A 13,765-nucleotide genomic window follows, 5' to 3' on the forward strand; every position below is an offset into this window, starting at 1 on the left:
CGGGCCGCCCGGCCCCGTACCGTCTGCGGCGCGTCCGCCGCGCTCATGCCGCGCTCCCGCGGCGACGGCGGGGGTCGGGGACGGGAACCGCGTCGAGCAGGGCGCGGGTGTAGGCGTGGGCGGGGTGGGCGAAGACGTCGGCGGCCGTGCCGGTCTCGACGATACGGCCGGCGCGCATGACGGCGACGCGGTCGGAGATCTGCCGGACGACGGCGAGGTTGTGCGAGACGAAGAGGTACGTGAGGCCGAGGCGCTGTTGCAGTGCGGCGAGGAGGTCGAGGACGCGGGCCTGTACGGAGACGTCGAGTGCGCTCGTGGGTTCGTCGAGTACGACGAGGCGGGGTTCGAGTGCGAGGGCGCGGGCGATCGAGACGCGCTGGCGCTGGCCGCCGGAGAACTCGTGCGGGTAGCGGTCGAGGACGGTGGGGTCGAGCCCGACCGCGTCGAGGAGTTCGGCGACGCGCTCGCGGCGGCGGGTCCTGCCGCCCCTGCCGCGGTAGGCGGGGTCGTGCGTGACGAGGGGTTCGGCGACGATGTCGGCGACGCGCAGGCGCGGGTTCATGCTGGAGTACGGGTCCTGGAGGACGACCTGGAGCTGCCTGCGGAAGCGGCGCAGGGCCGCGTGGTCGAGGCCGTGCAGGTCGGTGCCGTCGAAGTGGACGGTGCCGGCGGTGGGTTCGGTGAGGCGCAGGAGGAGCCGGGTCAGTGTCGTCTTGCCGCAGCCCGACTCGCCGACGAGGGCGAGCGTCTCGCCCTCGTACACCGTGAGGTCCACGCCGTCGACGGCGACGCTCGGCGGGCGTCCGGGGAACTCCTTGCGCAGGCCGCGGAGTTCGAGGAGCGGGGTGGCGGTCATGCGGCGGGCTCCAGTCGGGGCGTCGCGTCGAGGAGGGCGCGGGTGTACGGGTGGGCGGGGCGGGCGAAGACCTGCGCGACGTCGCCGCTCTCGACGACCTCGCCGTGGCGCATGACGACGACGCGGTCGGCGGTCTCGGCGACGACGCCGAGGTCGTGCGTGATGAGGACGACGGCCATGTCGTGGCGCTCCCGCAGGTCCGTGAGGAGGTCGAGTATCTGGCGCTGCACGGTGACGTCGAGCGCGGTGGTGGGCTCGTCGGCGATGAGGACGCGGGGGCGGGCGACGAGCGCGGAGGCGATCATGACGCGCTGGCGCAGGCCGCCGGAGAGTTCGTGGGGGTACTGGCGGTAGCGGCGTTCGGGGTCGGGGATGCCGACGTCGGCGAGGGCTTCGAGCGCCGCCGCGCGGGCCTCCTGCCGGGTGTGGCCGCCGTGCAGGCGCAGGACCTCGCTCACCTGGTGGCCGCAGCGCTGGAGCGGGTCGAGGCTCGTCATGGGGTCCTGGAAGACCATCGACACGGCGCTGCCGCGCAGGCGGCGCAGGGCGCGCTCGGGGCGGTGCAGGATGTCGGCGCCGTCGAGGAGGACTTCGCCGCTCGGGTAGAGGCAGGGCGGTTCGGGGTTGAGGCGCAGGGTCGCGAGGGCGGTCGCCGACTTGCCGCTGCCGGATTCGCCGACGACGGCGAGGGTCTCGCCCGCGTGGACGGCGAGGCTCACGCCGCGTACGGCGTGGACGGTGTGGGACTCCAGGCGGAAGTCGACGTGGAGGTCCTGGATGCGGAGGACGGGTTCCGCGGGGGTCCGCGTGCCCGGCGCGTGCGGGGCGGTGGTGTCGGTCATCGGCGGTAGGCCTTCGGGTCCGCGACGTCGCGCAGGGCGTCGCCGGTGATGTTGACGGCGAGTGAGGTGAGCATGAGGGCGATGCCGGGGAAGACGGCGACCCACCACGAGGTGCCGAGGTAGAGCTGTCCGTCGGCGAGCATCGCGCCCCACGTGACGGTCTCCTTGGGGACGCCGAGGCCGAGGTAGCTCAGGGACGCCTCGGCGACGATGGCGGCGGCGATGTGCAGGGTGCCGATGGTCGCGAGGGGTGCCATGACGTTGGGCAGGAGGTGGCGGCGCATGATCGCGGGGTGCCGTACGCCGATCGCGTGCGCCTCGGTGACGAAGTCGCGGGTGCGCAGGGACAGGACCTCGGAGCGCACGACGCGGGCGTAGGAGACCCAGCCGGTGATGCCGAGGACGAGGATGACGTACCAGAGCCCGGAGCCGACGAAGCCGACGACGGCGAGGGCGAGGAGGATCGCAGGGAAGGCGAGCTGGACGTCGGCGAGGCGCATGAGAAGGCGGTCGGTCCAGCCGCCGAAGTACCCGGCGGCGAGCCCGGCGAGGGTGCCGATGACGCCCGCGAGGAGGGCGGCTCCCGCGCCGACCATGAGCGAGACGCGGGTGCCGTAGATGACGCGGGCGAGGAGGTCGCGGCCGAGCTGGTCGGTGCCGAGGAGGTGCGCGGAGCTGCCGCCGTGCTGCCAGGCGGGCGGTTTGAGGCGTGCGAGGAGGTCCTGCGCGTTGGGGTCCGCGGGGGCGATGAGCGGGGCGAAGACGGCGCAGACGAGGACGAGGAGGAGGAAGGCGAGGGCCGCGACGGCGAGTTTGTTGCGCAGCAGGGAGCGCAGTGCGGCCGCGCGGGTGCTCGCGGGAACGGGCGGGGCCGCTGGCTCGGCGGCGGGGGGTGCGGTGGTCGTGGTCATGCGCGGGTCCTCACCCTCGGGTCGAGGAGGCTGTAGGAGAGGTCGACGAGGAGGTTGACGACGACGAAGGTCGCGGCGAAGAGCAGGATCGTGGCCTGGACGAGGGGGAAGTCACGGTTGGAGATGGCCTCGACGGTGAGGCGCCCGACACCGGGCCAGGAGAAGACCTGTTCGGTCAGGATCGCGCCGCCGAGGAGGCTGCCGACCTCCAGTCCGACGACGGTGACGACCGGCAGCGAGGCGTTGCGCAGGCCGTGCGTGAGGACGGTCCGGACGGGGCCGAGGCCGCGTGCGCGGGCCGTGCGGATGTGGTCGGACGCGAGGACATCGACGAGCGAGGAGCGCAGCAGCCTGGCGACGACGGCGACGGAGTAGACGGCGAGGGTCACCGAGGGCAGGACGAGGTGCGCGAAGCTCCCGTACCCGGAGGCGGGCAGGGCGTGCAGTCCCACGGCGAAGACGAGGACGAGGAGGATGCCGACCCAGAAGGGCGGCGTGGACTGGCCGAGGAGGACGCCCGTCATGACGGTGCGGTCGGTGGTGCGGCCCCGGCGCATCGCGGCGATGGTCCCCGCGGGGAGGGCGATGACGAGGGTGACGACGAGGGCGCCCGCCGCGAGGAGAAGGGTCGCGGGGATGCGGTCGGCGAGCACGGTGCGCACGGGCTGGTTGTAGAAGAGCGAGTCGCCGAAGTCGAGGCGCGGAAGACCCCACAGGTAGTCGAGGTACTGCGTCAGGAGCGGGCGGTCGAGGCCGAGACTGTGCCGCAGGACGTGCTCCTGCTGGGCGGTCGCGTCGGGCGGCAGGAGGACCTTGACGGGGTCCCCGGAGAGCCGGACGAGGAAGAAGGCGACGGTCGCCGTGCAGAGCAGGACGAGGAGCGCGGTGCCGACGCGGACGGCGAGGGTGCGCAGGATGTGCCCGGAGCGGCCGGGCCGCTTCGCGGTCGCCGGTGCCGGGGTGGGGGCGAGCGTGGCGCTCATCGGGTGACCTCCGCGCTCGCCATGTCGAGGACCCCGGCGGCGCCGGGGGTCCAGCGGGGGCGGTTGTTGCGGGCGTAGATGTTGTCGATCTGGTAGAGGGACACGAAGGGCGCCTCCGTCTTGACGAGTTCCTGGAGGCGGCTGAAGGCGCGGCGCCGGGTGGCCGGTTCGACGGAGAGTTCCTCGGAGTCCACGAGGGCGTCGGCGCGCTTGTCGTGCCAGCGGCTCTGGCGGCGGTCGCTGCGGACGTTGGACTGGAGCATGCTCTCGCCGTCGAGGGTCCACACGGTGGAGGCGGCGAGGTAGAGGGGGCCGAGGGCGCCGTGGTTGTCGGAGGTGAGGCGCTGTGCGTAGGTGCCGGGGTCGAGGAGGTTGACCCTGGCGTGCACCCCGGCGCGGGCGAGGAGCCCGGAGAGTGCCTCGGCGACGTTGGCGTCGATGTTGGAGGCGGTGAGCGTGGTGTGGAAGCCGTGCGGGTGCCCGGCCTCGGCGAGGAGGTCCTTCGCGCGGCCGACGGAGCGGGTGTACGGGGTGATCGCGTCGTCGAAGCCGAAGGCGCCGCGCGGGATCATCGCGGGCACCTCCTGGGCCTTGCCGCCGAGGACGGCCTTGATGAGGAGGGGGACGTCGACGGCGTGGTTGAGCGCCTGGCGCACCCGGCGGTCGCGCAGGGGACCGTCGGTGAGGGTGTCGAGCGAGAGGTAGGAGGTGCGGATACCGGTGTGGTGGTCGAGGTGGACGCCCGGGTAGCCGTCGAGTTGCTGGGCGGCGTCGGGGGTGAGGCCGCTGACGAGGTCGACCTCGCCGCTCTGGAGGGCGGCGAGCGCGGAGGAGGCGTTGGGCGCGGGGGTGAAGACGAGTTCGTCCGGCCCCGGGCGGCCCCGCCAGTGCCGCGGGAAGGCGCGCAGGCGCAGTTCGTGGTCGCGCTGCCAGTGGGCGAAGGTGAAGGGCCCGGTCCCGACGGGGCGGTTGGCGAAGCCGTCGTCGCCGGCCTCGGCGAGGTAGCGGGGCGGGACGACGACGCCGCCGAAGAGCGACACCTTGTCCGGGAGGATCGGGTCGTGCACGGAGGTGTGGACGTCCACGGTGTGCGCGTCCACGACGGTCACCCCGTCGACGTAGCGCAGTTCCACGATCGGGGACTTGGTGGCGGGGTCGAGGAGCCTGTCCAGGCTGAACTTGACCGCTTTCGCGTCGCAGACCTCGCCGTTGTGGAAGCGGACGCCGGGGCGCAGCGTGAAGCGCCACACCTTCGGCGAGACGGCCTTCCAGGTGAGGGCGATCCCGGGTCCCAGCTTGTTGTCGCGGCCCCGGACGGTGAGCGTGTCGAAGACGTTGACGAGGACGTTCATCGACGTCATATCGCCCTGCTTCTGCGGGTCCAGGGTCTTCGGGTCGCCGGTCTGGGAGACGCGGAGGACGTTGCCCGCGTGCGTGGCGGGCTCGGTGCCGCAGCCGGTGAGGAGCCCCGTCGCGGCGAGCGCGGGGACGGCCGCTCCGCCGTAGCGCAGCACGGTGCGGCGCGACGGGCGGGGCCCGTGTGACGCACCCCGAGGTATTCGTTCCATTGAGCAACACACCCGTTCCGGCAGATGGAATGCAGTGCGGGTAAGCTAAACCTCATGGGGAATTCGGTCAACAGTCCTTCGCAGCCAGCGGCCCTCGCGGCCCCCGATGTTCCACCGGGTACGGGCGGTGCCGCGGTCCTCGCGGACAAGGCCGCTCAGGGTCCGGCGGACAAGGCCGCTCCTGGCCCGGTGGACAAGGCGATGGAGGTCCTTTCGGCGCTCGTCGCGACGGGCGCGCCGCACCGGCTCGCCGAGCTGTCCCGGCGTACGGGGCTCGCGAAGCCCACCGTGCACCGGCTGTTGCGCTCGCTCGCGTCGGCGGGCTTCGCCGAGGCCGCCGAGGGCGGCAGCTACCGGCCCGGACCGCGCCTGCTCGGGCTCGCGGCCGCGGTGCTCGCCGAGGAGCCCGTACTGCGCCACGTCCGCCCGGTACTCGACGAACTCCGTTCCCGCACCGGGCTGTTCGTCTCGTACGCGGTGCGCGACCGTGAGTGGCTCGTGCACGTCGATGTGAGCGCGCCCGGCACGGGGCTCGCGCTCGGTCCCCGGCCGGGCGAGCGCGAGCCGCTCACCGCGGGGGCCGGGGGGCTGCTCGTACGGGCCCTGGGCGAAGCGCCCGCCGAGAGCGAGGCCGAGGACGCGGAGGCGCTCGCGGAGGCCGCCCGTGCGGGCTGGACGCTCGACCCGGCCGACCCGGGGGCCGCGCGCCGCGCGCTCGCCGTCGCCGTGCACGGCTGCGAAGGGGCGCTCGCCGGTGTACTCGTCCTGAGCGGCCCGCTGTTCACCTTCGACGACACGGCGGCCGAGCTGTACGCGCCGCTCGCGCTCTCGGCCGCGCGCGGCATCGAGGCGGGACTCGCCGCCGAGGCCCCGCCCCGGCTCGGCCTCGTCGACGGGGCGGGTGAGGGGCGATGAGCGACGTGCGGACGAAGGAGGCGGCCGCCCGTCGCGCGCTGCTCGCCGAGGGGCGGGAGCGCGGCCTGTACTCGGGGGCCGCGTGGGCCGTGTCGACGGCGGACGGCGGCGTGGACAGGGGGTGGCTCGGAACACGCGCCTGGGACGGTCCCGCGCTGGACGGCACGGACCTGTGGGACCTCGCCTCCGTGACGAAGCCCGTCGTGGGCCTCGTCGTCATGGCCCTCGTCGAGCGCGGCGCCCTCGCGCTCGAAGCGCCGCTCGCCACGTACCTGCCCCGCTACCGCGGCACCCCGCTCGCGCCCCTGACCGTCGCCGCGCTGCTCACCCACACCTCGGGACTCCCCGGCCAGGTCCCGATGTACCGCACGCACCCGACCCGCGAGGCGCTGCTCGACGGGCTCGCGCGGCTGCCGCTGAGCGGGCCGCCCGGGCAGCGCGTCACGTACTCCTCGCAGGGGTTCATGCTCCTCGGGCTGCTCGCCGAAGCGGCGGGAGGCGAAGGGCTCGACGCGCTCGTGCGGCGCTGTGTGAGCGCCCCACTGGGCCTGCGCGGGACCGGCTTCGGGCCCGTGCCGCCCGCGCGGGCGGTGGCGACCGAGGAGTGCCCGTGGCGGGGGCGCGTGGTGCGCGGCGAGGTCCACGACGAGAACGCCGTCGTCCTCGGCGGGATCGCCGGGCACGCCGGGCTCTTCGCCCCGCTCGCCGACGTCGAAGCCCTCGCCCGCTCCCTCGCCGGCGGGGCACGCGAGTTGCTGCGCCCCGAGACGTACGGACGCATGACGGCCCCGCAAACGGACGGCCTCAACCTGCGCCGCGCGCTCGCCTGGCAGGGCCAGGACCCGGGCGGTTCCTCGCCCGTCGGCGGCTCGTTCGGGCCCGGCGCGTACGGGCACACGGGCTTCACGGGGACGAGCCTGTGGGTCGACCCTGCGACGGGGCGGTACGCGGTCCTGCTCACCAACCGCGTGCATCCCTCGCGCGAGGAGCGGGGCTTCGGGGCCCTGCGCAAGGAGTTCCACGGTCTGGGGTGGTGAGCCCCGCCGCGCGGGGGCGTGTCCGGGGGGGCCGGGCCGGGTCCGAAGGGACCGGCCCGCCCCCCCTCCCCCCCCCGGAGTGCGCCCCCGGAAGCTCCCGTGCCGCGCCCCCGCACGCCCCGGGGGTGCGCCCCCGAACGGCGCACTCCCGCACGCCCCCGCAGGGCCCCGGACCGCATCATGCAGGGGGCAGCCGGTGCCCGCGATCCCTCCCGCAGGACGGAGCCACTCATGCAGCCCGAGCGCTACGAGCTGACCTTCGACGCCGCCGAGATCGTGGGGGAACCGGGCGGCGGCCCGGCCGCGGTGACCGTGATCCGCACCCAGCAGACGGGCCCCGGCGGCGCCCCGCTCTACCGCGACGAAACAGGCATCGTGCAGGCGGAGATCAACCCCGAGGGCGAGATCAGGATGCTCCCGACGAGCACGCACCAGTCACCGAGCACCCCGCGCAGCGTGACCCCGCTGCCGGACTGACCACGGGCCCGCGGGCACCGGCACGCGGGAAGCTTCCCCGCGCGTCCCGCGTCCGGGGTCCCCCGAGCGGGACACGACCGCCGACGGCTCCTGCGCGGGTCGGCGGGGGCCCGCAACGGAGCGCACGGCATCAGGAGGCGGGGCATCAGGAGGCGGGGCACACGGCCCGTACGTACCCCTTGTCGCCCCGCGGTACGAGGTCCAGGTCGCGCCGCACGACCGCCGGGCGCAGCCCCGGCACCGCGCAGGCCCTGCGCAGCCCTTCGCGCGTGTACTCGATGTCGACGACGTGCCCGTCGAAGGCACGCAGGTACGTGTCGCACTCCTCGTACGCGCCGCACTCCTCGGTGACAGCGAAGTCGAGGCCCACCCGCGTGCGGACCGAGGCGAGTTCGGCCGTGTTCTTCTGCGCGACGGCGAGGCCGTGGCGGTGGGCGGTACGGGCGAGGAGGGTGAGGTGGGCGACGGCGTCGCCGGGGGTGAGAAGGCCGCCGGAGCGCGCGTAGCTGTCGTAGTTGTCGGGCTCGACGGCCTGGAAGCCGCGCCGGGCGCAGTCCGCGATCAGGCGGCCCACGTGGGCGGCGGCGCGCTTCCTGCGGTCCGGGGTGCGCAGGTCGATGAGCTGTTCGTCCCAGTCGTGATCGATGACGGCCTTGCCGCGCGCGTCGCGCAGGAGGAGGTCGGCCGGCCAGTCGGCGGTGCGGCCCGGCTGGGCCTGGAAGGCGTTCACGTAGCAGACGTTGTAGTGCCCGGCGGCGGGTTTCGCCGTGTGGTCGCGGACGACGATGCCCGCTCCGGCGGGCGGCGGGTAGGCGCCGCCGAGCTGGTAGTCGACACCCTGGTGGCGGGGCGGGAGGAGCGGGCCCCGGCTCGCCGAGGGGGACGCGGTGGGCGCGGTGGGCGCGGGCCCGGTGCCGCAGGCGGCGAGGAGGAAGAGGACGAGCAGGAGGCCGGGCAGGCGGGGCGAGAACACCCCGGGAGCCTATGGCAGGCGGCGGGTGCGGAGGCGGGCCGGGATGCGATGAGTGCCCCGCGGTGGGACGGTCGTAGCCAGGTGAGGACGTACGGAGTGGCCGTGCGCCCGGCCGAGGAGGACACCCATGCCGCACGTCATCCCGAGCCTGTGGTTCGACAGCGAGGCGCTGGAGGCCGCCGAGTACTACGTCTCCGTCTTCCCTGACTCGCGCGTCGACCGCGTGACGCACTACCAGGAGGGCGGTCCGCGCCCGGCAGGCTCCGTCCTGACGGTCGACTTCACGCTCGACGGGAGGCGGCACAACGCGCTCAACGGAGGTCCCGGGTTCCCCTTCACCGAGGCGGTCTCGCTCGTCGTCGAGTGCGCCGACCAGACCGAGGTCGACCACTACTGGGACGCCCTGAGCCTCGGCGGCTCGGAGGGCCCGTGCGGCTGGCTCAAGGACCGCTGGGGCCTGTCCTGGCAGATCGTGCCCGTCCCCTTCATCGACCTCATCGCGGGCCCCGACCGGGAGCGCGCGGCGCGCGCGACGGCCGCGATGATGAAGATGAGCAAACTCGACCTCGCGACGCTCATGGCGGCGGCGGACGGCGACGAGAAATAGACCCCCTTCGCACGCCCGGCCCCGGAGCCCCTCCCACGCGCCCGGCCCCGCGGCTCCTCCGCACACCCGGCCCGGGCCCCCTCGCCCTCCCGGCCTCCGGTGCTACGCGCCGAGTCTCCGCAGCACCTCGCGCGCGCACGTCGCGGGGTCACCGCGCGTCGTGTCGGCCTCGGTGTCGTAGCGCACGCCTTCGTGCACCAGGAGGGCCTGACGTGCCGCCATGCCGCGCACACGGTCGGGCCTTCCCGCCTCGCGCTCCTCGGCGACGGCGGGCGGGCAGCGGACGCCGACCCAGGCCGTCCGCAGTCCGGTGAGCGCGCTCGCCCAGCGGGCCTGCGAGGCCGCGCCCCCCAGGAAGACGTCGTCCACCAGGACGCGCGCCCCGGCCCGCGCGGTCGCGGCGACGCCCGCCCTCCAGGCGGCTTCGACGCGCCGGAAGGTCTCTCCGGGACGTACCGAGCCGTCCCGCCCGAACACGATCCCCTCGCCCGTCCCTGCCCCGCTCGCTCCCTCCTCGCGCAGCGCGGCGGGCAGGGCGGCGACGAGGTCGTCCACAGCGAGCAGGAGCCAGGGTTCGGGGAGCAGGAGGTCCTGGAGGGCGCGGGCGACGCTCGTGGTGCCGGAGCTGGAGCCGCCGTTGAGGACGAGGACGTCGTAGGGGAGCACGCGCGCAGCGTACGGGACGCGCGCCGGGTACGGAGGCGGCCGTCCCGCACGCGGCGCGCGCACGCTCAGTCCGCGGCCGGTTCCGTCCTCGTTCCCTTGCCGGTCGCGGTCTCCGTGCGGAAGACGAGGCGCGGCGCGCCCTCCTCGGCGTCCACGACCAGGGCCGTGTTCTCGGGGAGTTCGCCGCGCAGGAGTTTGCGCGAGAGTTCGTTGGTGACCTCGCGCTGGATGGTGCGGCGCAGTGGCCTGGCACCGTACTCGGGCTGGAAGCCGTGGTGGGCGATCCAGGCGACGGCGGCGGGCGTGAAGGTGACCTCGACGCCCTGGGCGCGCAGGCTGCGCCGCGTCTCGTCGAGCAAGAGGTCGGTGATCTGCCGCAGCTGGGTGTCGTCGAGCTGGCGGAAGATGACGATCTCGTCGACGCGGTTGAGGAATTCGGGCCGGAAGTGCTCGCGCAGCGGGCGCAGGACCCGTTCCCTGCGGTCCTCCTCGTCGCTCTCGGTGTCGTTGCCCCCGAAACCGAGCCTGCCCTTGTTCGTGATCGCCTCGGAGCCGAGGTTGCTCGTCATGACGATGACGGTGTTGGTGAAGTTGACGGTGCGGCCCTGGGCGTCGGTCAGGCGGCCGTCGTCGAGCACCTGGAGGAGGATGTTGAAGACGTCGGGGTGGGCCTTCTCGATCTCGTCGAGGAGGAGCAGCGAGTACGGGTTGCGGCGCACCGCCTCCGTGAGCTGACCGGCCTCCTCGTGGCCCACGTATCCGGGTGGCGCCCCGACGAGCCGCGAGACGGTGTGGCGTTCCTGGTACTCGCTCATGTCGAGCCGCACCATGCGGTCCTCACTGCCGAAGAGCGCTTCGGCGAGGGTGCGGGCGAGTTCGGTCTTGCCGACGCCCGTGGGGCCGAGGAAGAGGAAGCTGCCGATGGGGCGGTCGCCCGTGGAGAGCCCGGCGCGCGAGCGCAGGACCGCGTCGGCGACCGCTGTGACGGCCTCGTCCTGGCCGATGACCCGGGCGTGGAGGTGTTCCTCCAGGCCGAGCAGCCGCTCCTTCTCCTCCTGCGTGAGCGAGCTGACGGGGATGCCGGTCTGGCGCGAGACGACGTCGGCGATGTCCTCGATCGTGACCTCGGCGATGGTGTCCTTGTTGGGGTGCGGGTCGCCGCTGGACTCGATGCGTTTCTCCAGCTCGCCGAGCTTGTCGCGCAGTTCGGTGGCGCGTTCGTACTGCTCGGCGGCGACGGCCTGGTCCTTGTCGCGGCGCAGTTGCTCGGCCTCGCGCTGGAGGGCCCGCACGTCGGTGCCCCGCGTCGATGAGCGCATCCGGACGCGGGCGCCGGCCTGGTCGATGAGGTCGATCGCCTTGTCGGGCAGGAAGCGGTCGGCGAGGTAGCGGTCGGACAGCTCGACGGCGGCGACGAGTGCCTCGTCGGTGTAGCGCACCTGGTGGTGGGCCTCGTAGCGGTCGCGCAGGCCGCGCAGGATCTCGATGGCGTCCTCGGGACTGGGCTCGGGCACGAGGATGGGCTGGAAGCGGCGGGCGAGCGCCGCGTCCTTCTCGATGTAGCGGCGGTACTCCTCCAGCGTCGTGGCGCCGATGACGTGGAGTTCGCCGCGCGCGAGCGCGGGCTTGAGCATGTTGCTCGCGTCCATCGAGCCCCCGCCCTCGCCGCCCCCGCCACCGCCCGCGCCGACGACGGTGTGGAGTTCGTCGATGAAAAGGATGACCTCGTCGGAGTGTTCCCGGACCTCGTCGACGAGCCCGGTGAGCCGTTCCTCGAAGTCGCCGCGGTAGCGCGTGCCGGCGACGAGGGCCGACAGGTTGAGCTGGACGACGCGGCGGTCGGCGAGGATGTCGGGCACGTCGCCGTCGGCCATGCGCTGGGCGAGCCCCTCGACGACCGCGGTCTTGCCCACGCCCGCCTCGCCGATGAGGACCGGGTTGTTCTTGCCGCGCCTGGCGAGGACCTCGACGGTCTGCTCGATCTCCTTCTCGCGGCCGATGACGGGGTCGACACGGCCCTGGCGGGCGGCCTCGGTGAGGTCGGTCCCGTACGTGTCGAGCGTGGGCGTCTTGCTGTTCCCACCGGGCCTGGCCCCGGGGGCCTGGCCGCGCTCGGGGCCGCCCCACGCGCCGCTCGGGTGCTCGCCGGGCGCGGGCCCCGGGCCGCCGGGCGAGAAGCGGGCGGCGTCGAGGATGCGGCCGGCCGTGGCGTCCTTGTTCGCGGCGAGCGCGGCGAGAAGGTGTTCGGGGCCGATGTACGAGGAGCCCGAGGCGCGGGCGATCTCGTGCGAGTCCATGAGGGCACGCTTGGCGGCGGGGCTCACGGCGATGGAGCTGCGCGCGGGGCCCCGCTCGGCGTGCTCGTCGATCTCGGCGCCCACCTGGTCGGGGTCCACTCCGGCCTGGGCGAGGAGTTCGCGCGTGGGCTCGGCGGCGACCGCCGCGCGCAGCAGGTGCTCGGTGCCGAGATCGCTGCTGCCGTTCTGCGCGGCGTAGTTGGCGGCCTGCTGGACGAGCTGGCGGGTCGGCTCGCTCATGAGCCGCGCGAAGTCGTAGTACCGGGGCTGCCGTCGGCCCTGCGAGGGGCCGCCACCACCGAAGAAACGCGCGAGGAACTCCCCGAGGGGGTCCTGTCCGTAGTCCTCTGGTCCCATGTACGAACTCATCGTCGCCACCCGTCAGCGCCGGCGGCCGGGCCGGTGCGGTCGTGCTGGTCAGGTACGCACCCACGGGTTCCCTGCAGTCCCCGGCGTCACACCTGGCCCTTCGCGCGGCGATGAGCGGCCGTACGGGTGCCCGGCGGGGCGGGGGCGTGCGGCGGGTGGCCCGCGATGCACTCGTACGAGGGACCGCCGGACGGCCGTAGGTCCCCGTCGCCCCGGAGAGTGATCCCGTGCCGGGCCGGCCGCCCGCCGCTCCCCGCCCCGCCCGCTACTCCCCCGCCGCCGCCAGCTGTGCCTCCGCCTCGGCCAGCAGCTCGGTCAGGCGGGCGCCGAAGCGCACGTCGCACGGGTGCGGGGTCTTCGTCGCGACGGCCTCCAGGAGCGCGTCGATCGCCGCGGTGAAGGACGTCACCGAGGAGTCGTGCGCCTCGGGGAGGGATGCGACGCCCTCGGCGCCGCGGAAGGTGACCGTCACACCCGCCGCCGCCTTGGGCGCGCTCAGGGTGAGTGCAGCCGAGCTGGTGGTGCCCGAGGTGTGGCGCAGGATCAGGTGGGTCAGGTCGGGCGCGCCGCGTACCGCCGTGATGGCATCGATGTCGCCGAGGACGGCGAGCAGGACCGACAGGGCGTGCGGGCCGACGTCCCACAGCCCGCCCTTCTCGCGGCGCCAGGGCGACTCCGGACTCGGGTCGGCGTCGCTCCCGTACAGGCCGCCGAACCACTCGGCGCGCCCGGTGATCCAGTCGTCGCGCCCGGCGAGGTCGGCGAGCCAGGTGGCGGACGCCGGGGCGAAGCGCATCGTCGTGAAGACGACGGAGGCGACGCCCGCGCTCGTGGCGGCTTCGGCGAGGGCACGGGCCGTCGCGACGTCCGTGGCGACCGGCTTGTCGAGGAGGAGGTGGCGGCCCGCCTCGGCGGCGCGGGTGGCGAGCGGGGCCTGTACGTCCGGCGGGAGGGCGAAGGCGAGCGCGTCGCTCGCTTCGAGGAGGGCGGCGAAGCCCTCGTCACCGCTGTGGGCGGGGACGCCGTGCGCGGCGGCGAGTGCGGCGGCGGCCTCGGGCCTGCGGCCCCAGACGCCGGTGAAGATGACGCCCGGGTGCGCGGCGAGCGCGGGGGCGTGGGTGCGCTCGGCCCAGGAACCTGAACCGACGAGGCCGATGCGTTGGGTGCTCATGGGAGCAGTCTGCCTGGGCGCGAGGGGTGCTGACCAGGGGCCCGGGTGGTACGGGGCGGGCGGGCGTACTGCGCGTGCGGAGAACGGCCCGGG

At 74.4% G+C, this 13,765-nt stretch carries 13 protein-coding genes; 4 read left to right on the top strand and 9 right to left on the bottom strand.

What is annotated here, in order from left to right:
* Positions 1–43: 43 nt before the first annotated feature.
* The 5 genes from ACQYWQ_RS00500 to ACQYWQ_RS00520 are packed head-to-tail and all read right to left on the bottom strand — an operon-like array spanning position 44 to position 5,160.
* The gene (locus ACQYWQ_RS00500) at positions 44–856 is read right to left on the bottom strand and encodes an ATP-binding cassette domain-containing protein (protein WP_431031840.1); all 813 of its coding nucleotides are present in this window, start codon (positions 854–856) and stop codon (positions 44–46) included.
* Positions 853–1,698, bottom strand: coding sequence for an ATP-binding cassette domain-containing protein (locus ACQYWQ_RS00505; protein ID WP_431031841.1), 846 nt, complete (start codon positions 1,696–1,698; stop codon positions 853–855). Before ACQYWQ_RS00505 ends, ACQYWQ_RS00500 begins: the two co-directional genes overlap by 4 nt.
* Positions 1,695–2,609 carry an ABC transporter permease gene (locus ACQYWQ_RS00510; RefSeq protein ID WP_431031842.1) on the bottom strand — a complete coding sequence of 305 codons (915 nt, stop codon included), beginning with the start codon at positions 2,607–2,609 and terminating at the stop codon, positions 1,695–1,697. Before ACQYWQ_RS00510 ends, ACQYWQ_RS00505 begins: the two co-directional genes overlap by 4 nt.
* The gene (locus ACQYWQ_RS00515) at positions 2,606–3,592 is read right to left on the bottom strand and encodes an ABC transporter permease (protein WP_431031843.1); all 987 of its coding nucleotides are present in this window, start codon (positions 3,590–3,592) and stop codon (positions 2,606–2,608) included. Before ACQYWQ_RS00515 ends, ACQYWQ_RS00510 begins: the two co-directional genes overlap by 4 nt.
* Positions 3,589–5,160 (bottom strand): ABC transporter substrate-binding protein, encoded by a 1,572-nt coding sequence (locus ACQYWQ_RS00520; RefSeq protein ID WP_431031844.1) that lies wholly within the window; start codon positions 5,158–5,160, stop codon positions 3,589–3,591. Before ACQYWQ_RS00520 ends, ACQYWQ_RS00515 begins: the two co-directional genes overlap by 4 nt.
* Before the next feature lie 189 nt (positions 5,161–5,349).
* Here ACQYWQ_RS00520 and ACQYWQ_RS00525 point away from each other — a divergent pair, with 189 nt between their 5' ends.
* The 3 genes from ACQYWQ_RS00525 (at position 5,350) to ACQYWQ_RS00535 (ending at position 7,589) form a co-directional block, all read left to right on the top strand.
* Positions 5,350–6,075: a helix-turn-helix domain-containing protein gene (locus ACQYWQ_RS00525; protein ID WP_431039022.1), complete on the top strand. Its 726-nt coding sequence runs from the start codon at positions 5,350–5,352 to the stop codon at positions 6,073–6,075.
* On the top strand, positions 6,072–7,112 hold the full coding sequence (locus tag ACQYWQ_RS00530) for a serine hydrolase domain-containing protein (protein WP_431031845.1): 1,041 nt from the start codon (positions 6,072–6,074) through the stop codon (positions 7,110–7,112). Before ACQYWQ_RS00525 ends, ACQYWQ_RS00530 begins: the two co-directional genes overlap by 4 nt.
* Before the next feature lie 231 nt (positions 7,113–7,343).
* Positions 7,344–7,589 carry a DUF6296 family protein gene (locus ACQYWQ_RS00535; RefSeq protein WP_431031846.1) on the top strand — a complete coding sequence of 82 codons (246 nt, stop codon included), beginning with the start codon at positions 7,344–7,346 and terminating at the stop codon, positions 7,587–7,589.
* Between the two features lie 145 nt (positions 7,590–7,734).
* Here the strand turns inward: ACQYWQ_RS00535 and ACQYWQ_RS00540 are convergent, their stop codons facing one another.
* The gene (locus tag ACQYWQ_RS00540) at positions 7,735–8,562 is read right to left on the bottom strand and encodes an endo alpha-1,4 polygalactosaminidase (protein ID WP_431031847.1); all 828 of its coding nucleotides are present in this window, start codon (positions 8,560–8,562) and stop codon (positions 7,735–7,737) included.
* A 127-nt stretch (positions 8,563–8,689) separates the two neighbouring features.
* On the opposite strand from ACQYWQ_RS00540, the gene ACQYWQ_RS00545 reads away from it, so the two are divergent.
* Positions 8,690–9,169 carry a VOC family protein gene (locus ACQYWQ_RS00545; protein ID WP_431031848.1) on the top strand — a complete coding sequence of 160 codons (480 nt, stop codon included), beginning with the start codon at positions 8,690–8,692 and terminating at the stop codon, positions 9,167–9,169.
* Positions 9,170–9,271: 102 nt separating this feature from the next.
* On the opposite strand, the gene ACQYWQ_RS00550 is transcribed toward ACQYWQ_RS00545, so the two are convergent.
* The 3 genes from ACQYWQ_RS00550 to ACQYWQ_RS00560 form a co-directional block, all read right to left on the bottom strand.
* Positions 9,272–9,835 (bottom strand): chloramphenicol phosphotransferase CPT family protein, encoded by a 564-nt coding sequence (locus tag ACQYWQ_RS00550; protein ID WP_431031849.1) that lies wholly within the window; start codon positions 9,833–9,835, stop codon positions 9,272–9,274.
* A 65-nt stretch (positions 9,836–9,900) separates the two neighbouring features.
* Positions 9,901–12,489 carry an ATP-dependent Clp protease ATP-binding subunit gene (locus tag ACQYWQ_RS00555; RefSeq protein WP_431031850.1) on the bottom strand — a complete coding sequence of 863 codons (2,589 nt, stop codon included), beginning with the start codon at positions 12,487–12,489 and terminating at the stop codon, positions 9,901–9,903.
* Positions 12,490–12,766: 277 nt separating this feature from the next.
* Positions 12,767–13,672 carry a Gfo/Idh/MocA family protein gene (locus ACQYWQ_RS00560; RefSeq protein WP_431031851.1) on the bottom strand — a complete coding sequence of 302 codons (906 nt, stop codon included), beginning with the start codon at positions 13,670–13,672 and terminating at the stop codon, positions 12,767–12,769.
* Positions 13,673–13,765 lie beyond the last annotated feature (93 nt).

The organism is Streptomyces sp. P6-2-1 (assembly GCF_050613165.1).
Taxonomy (GTDB): domain Bacteria; phylum Actinomycetota; class Actinomycetes; order Streptomycetales; family Streptomycetaceae; genus Streptomyces.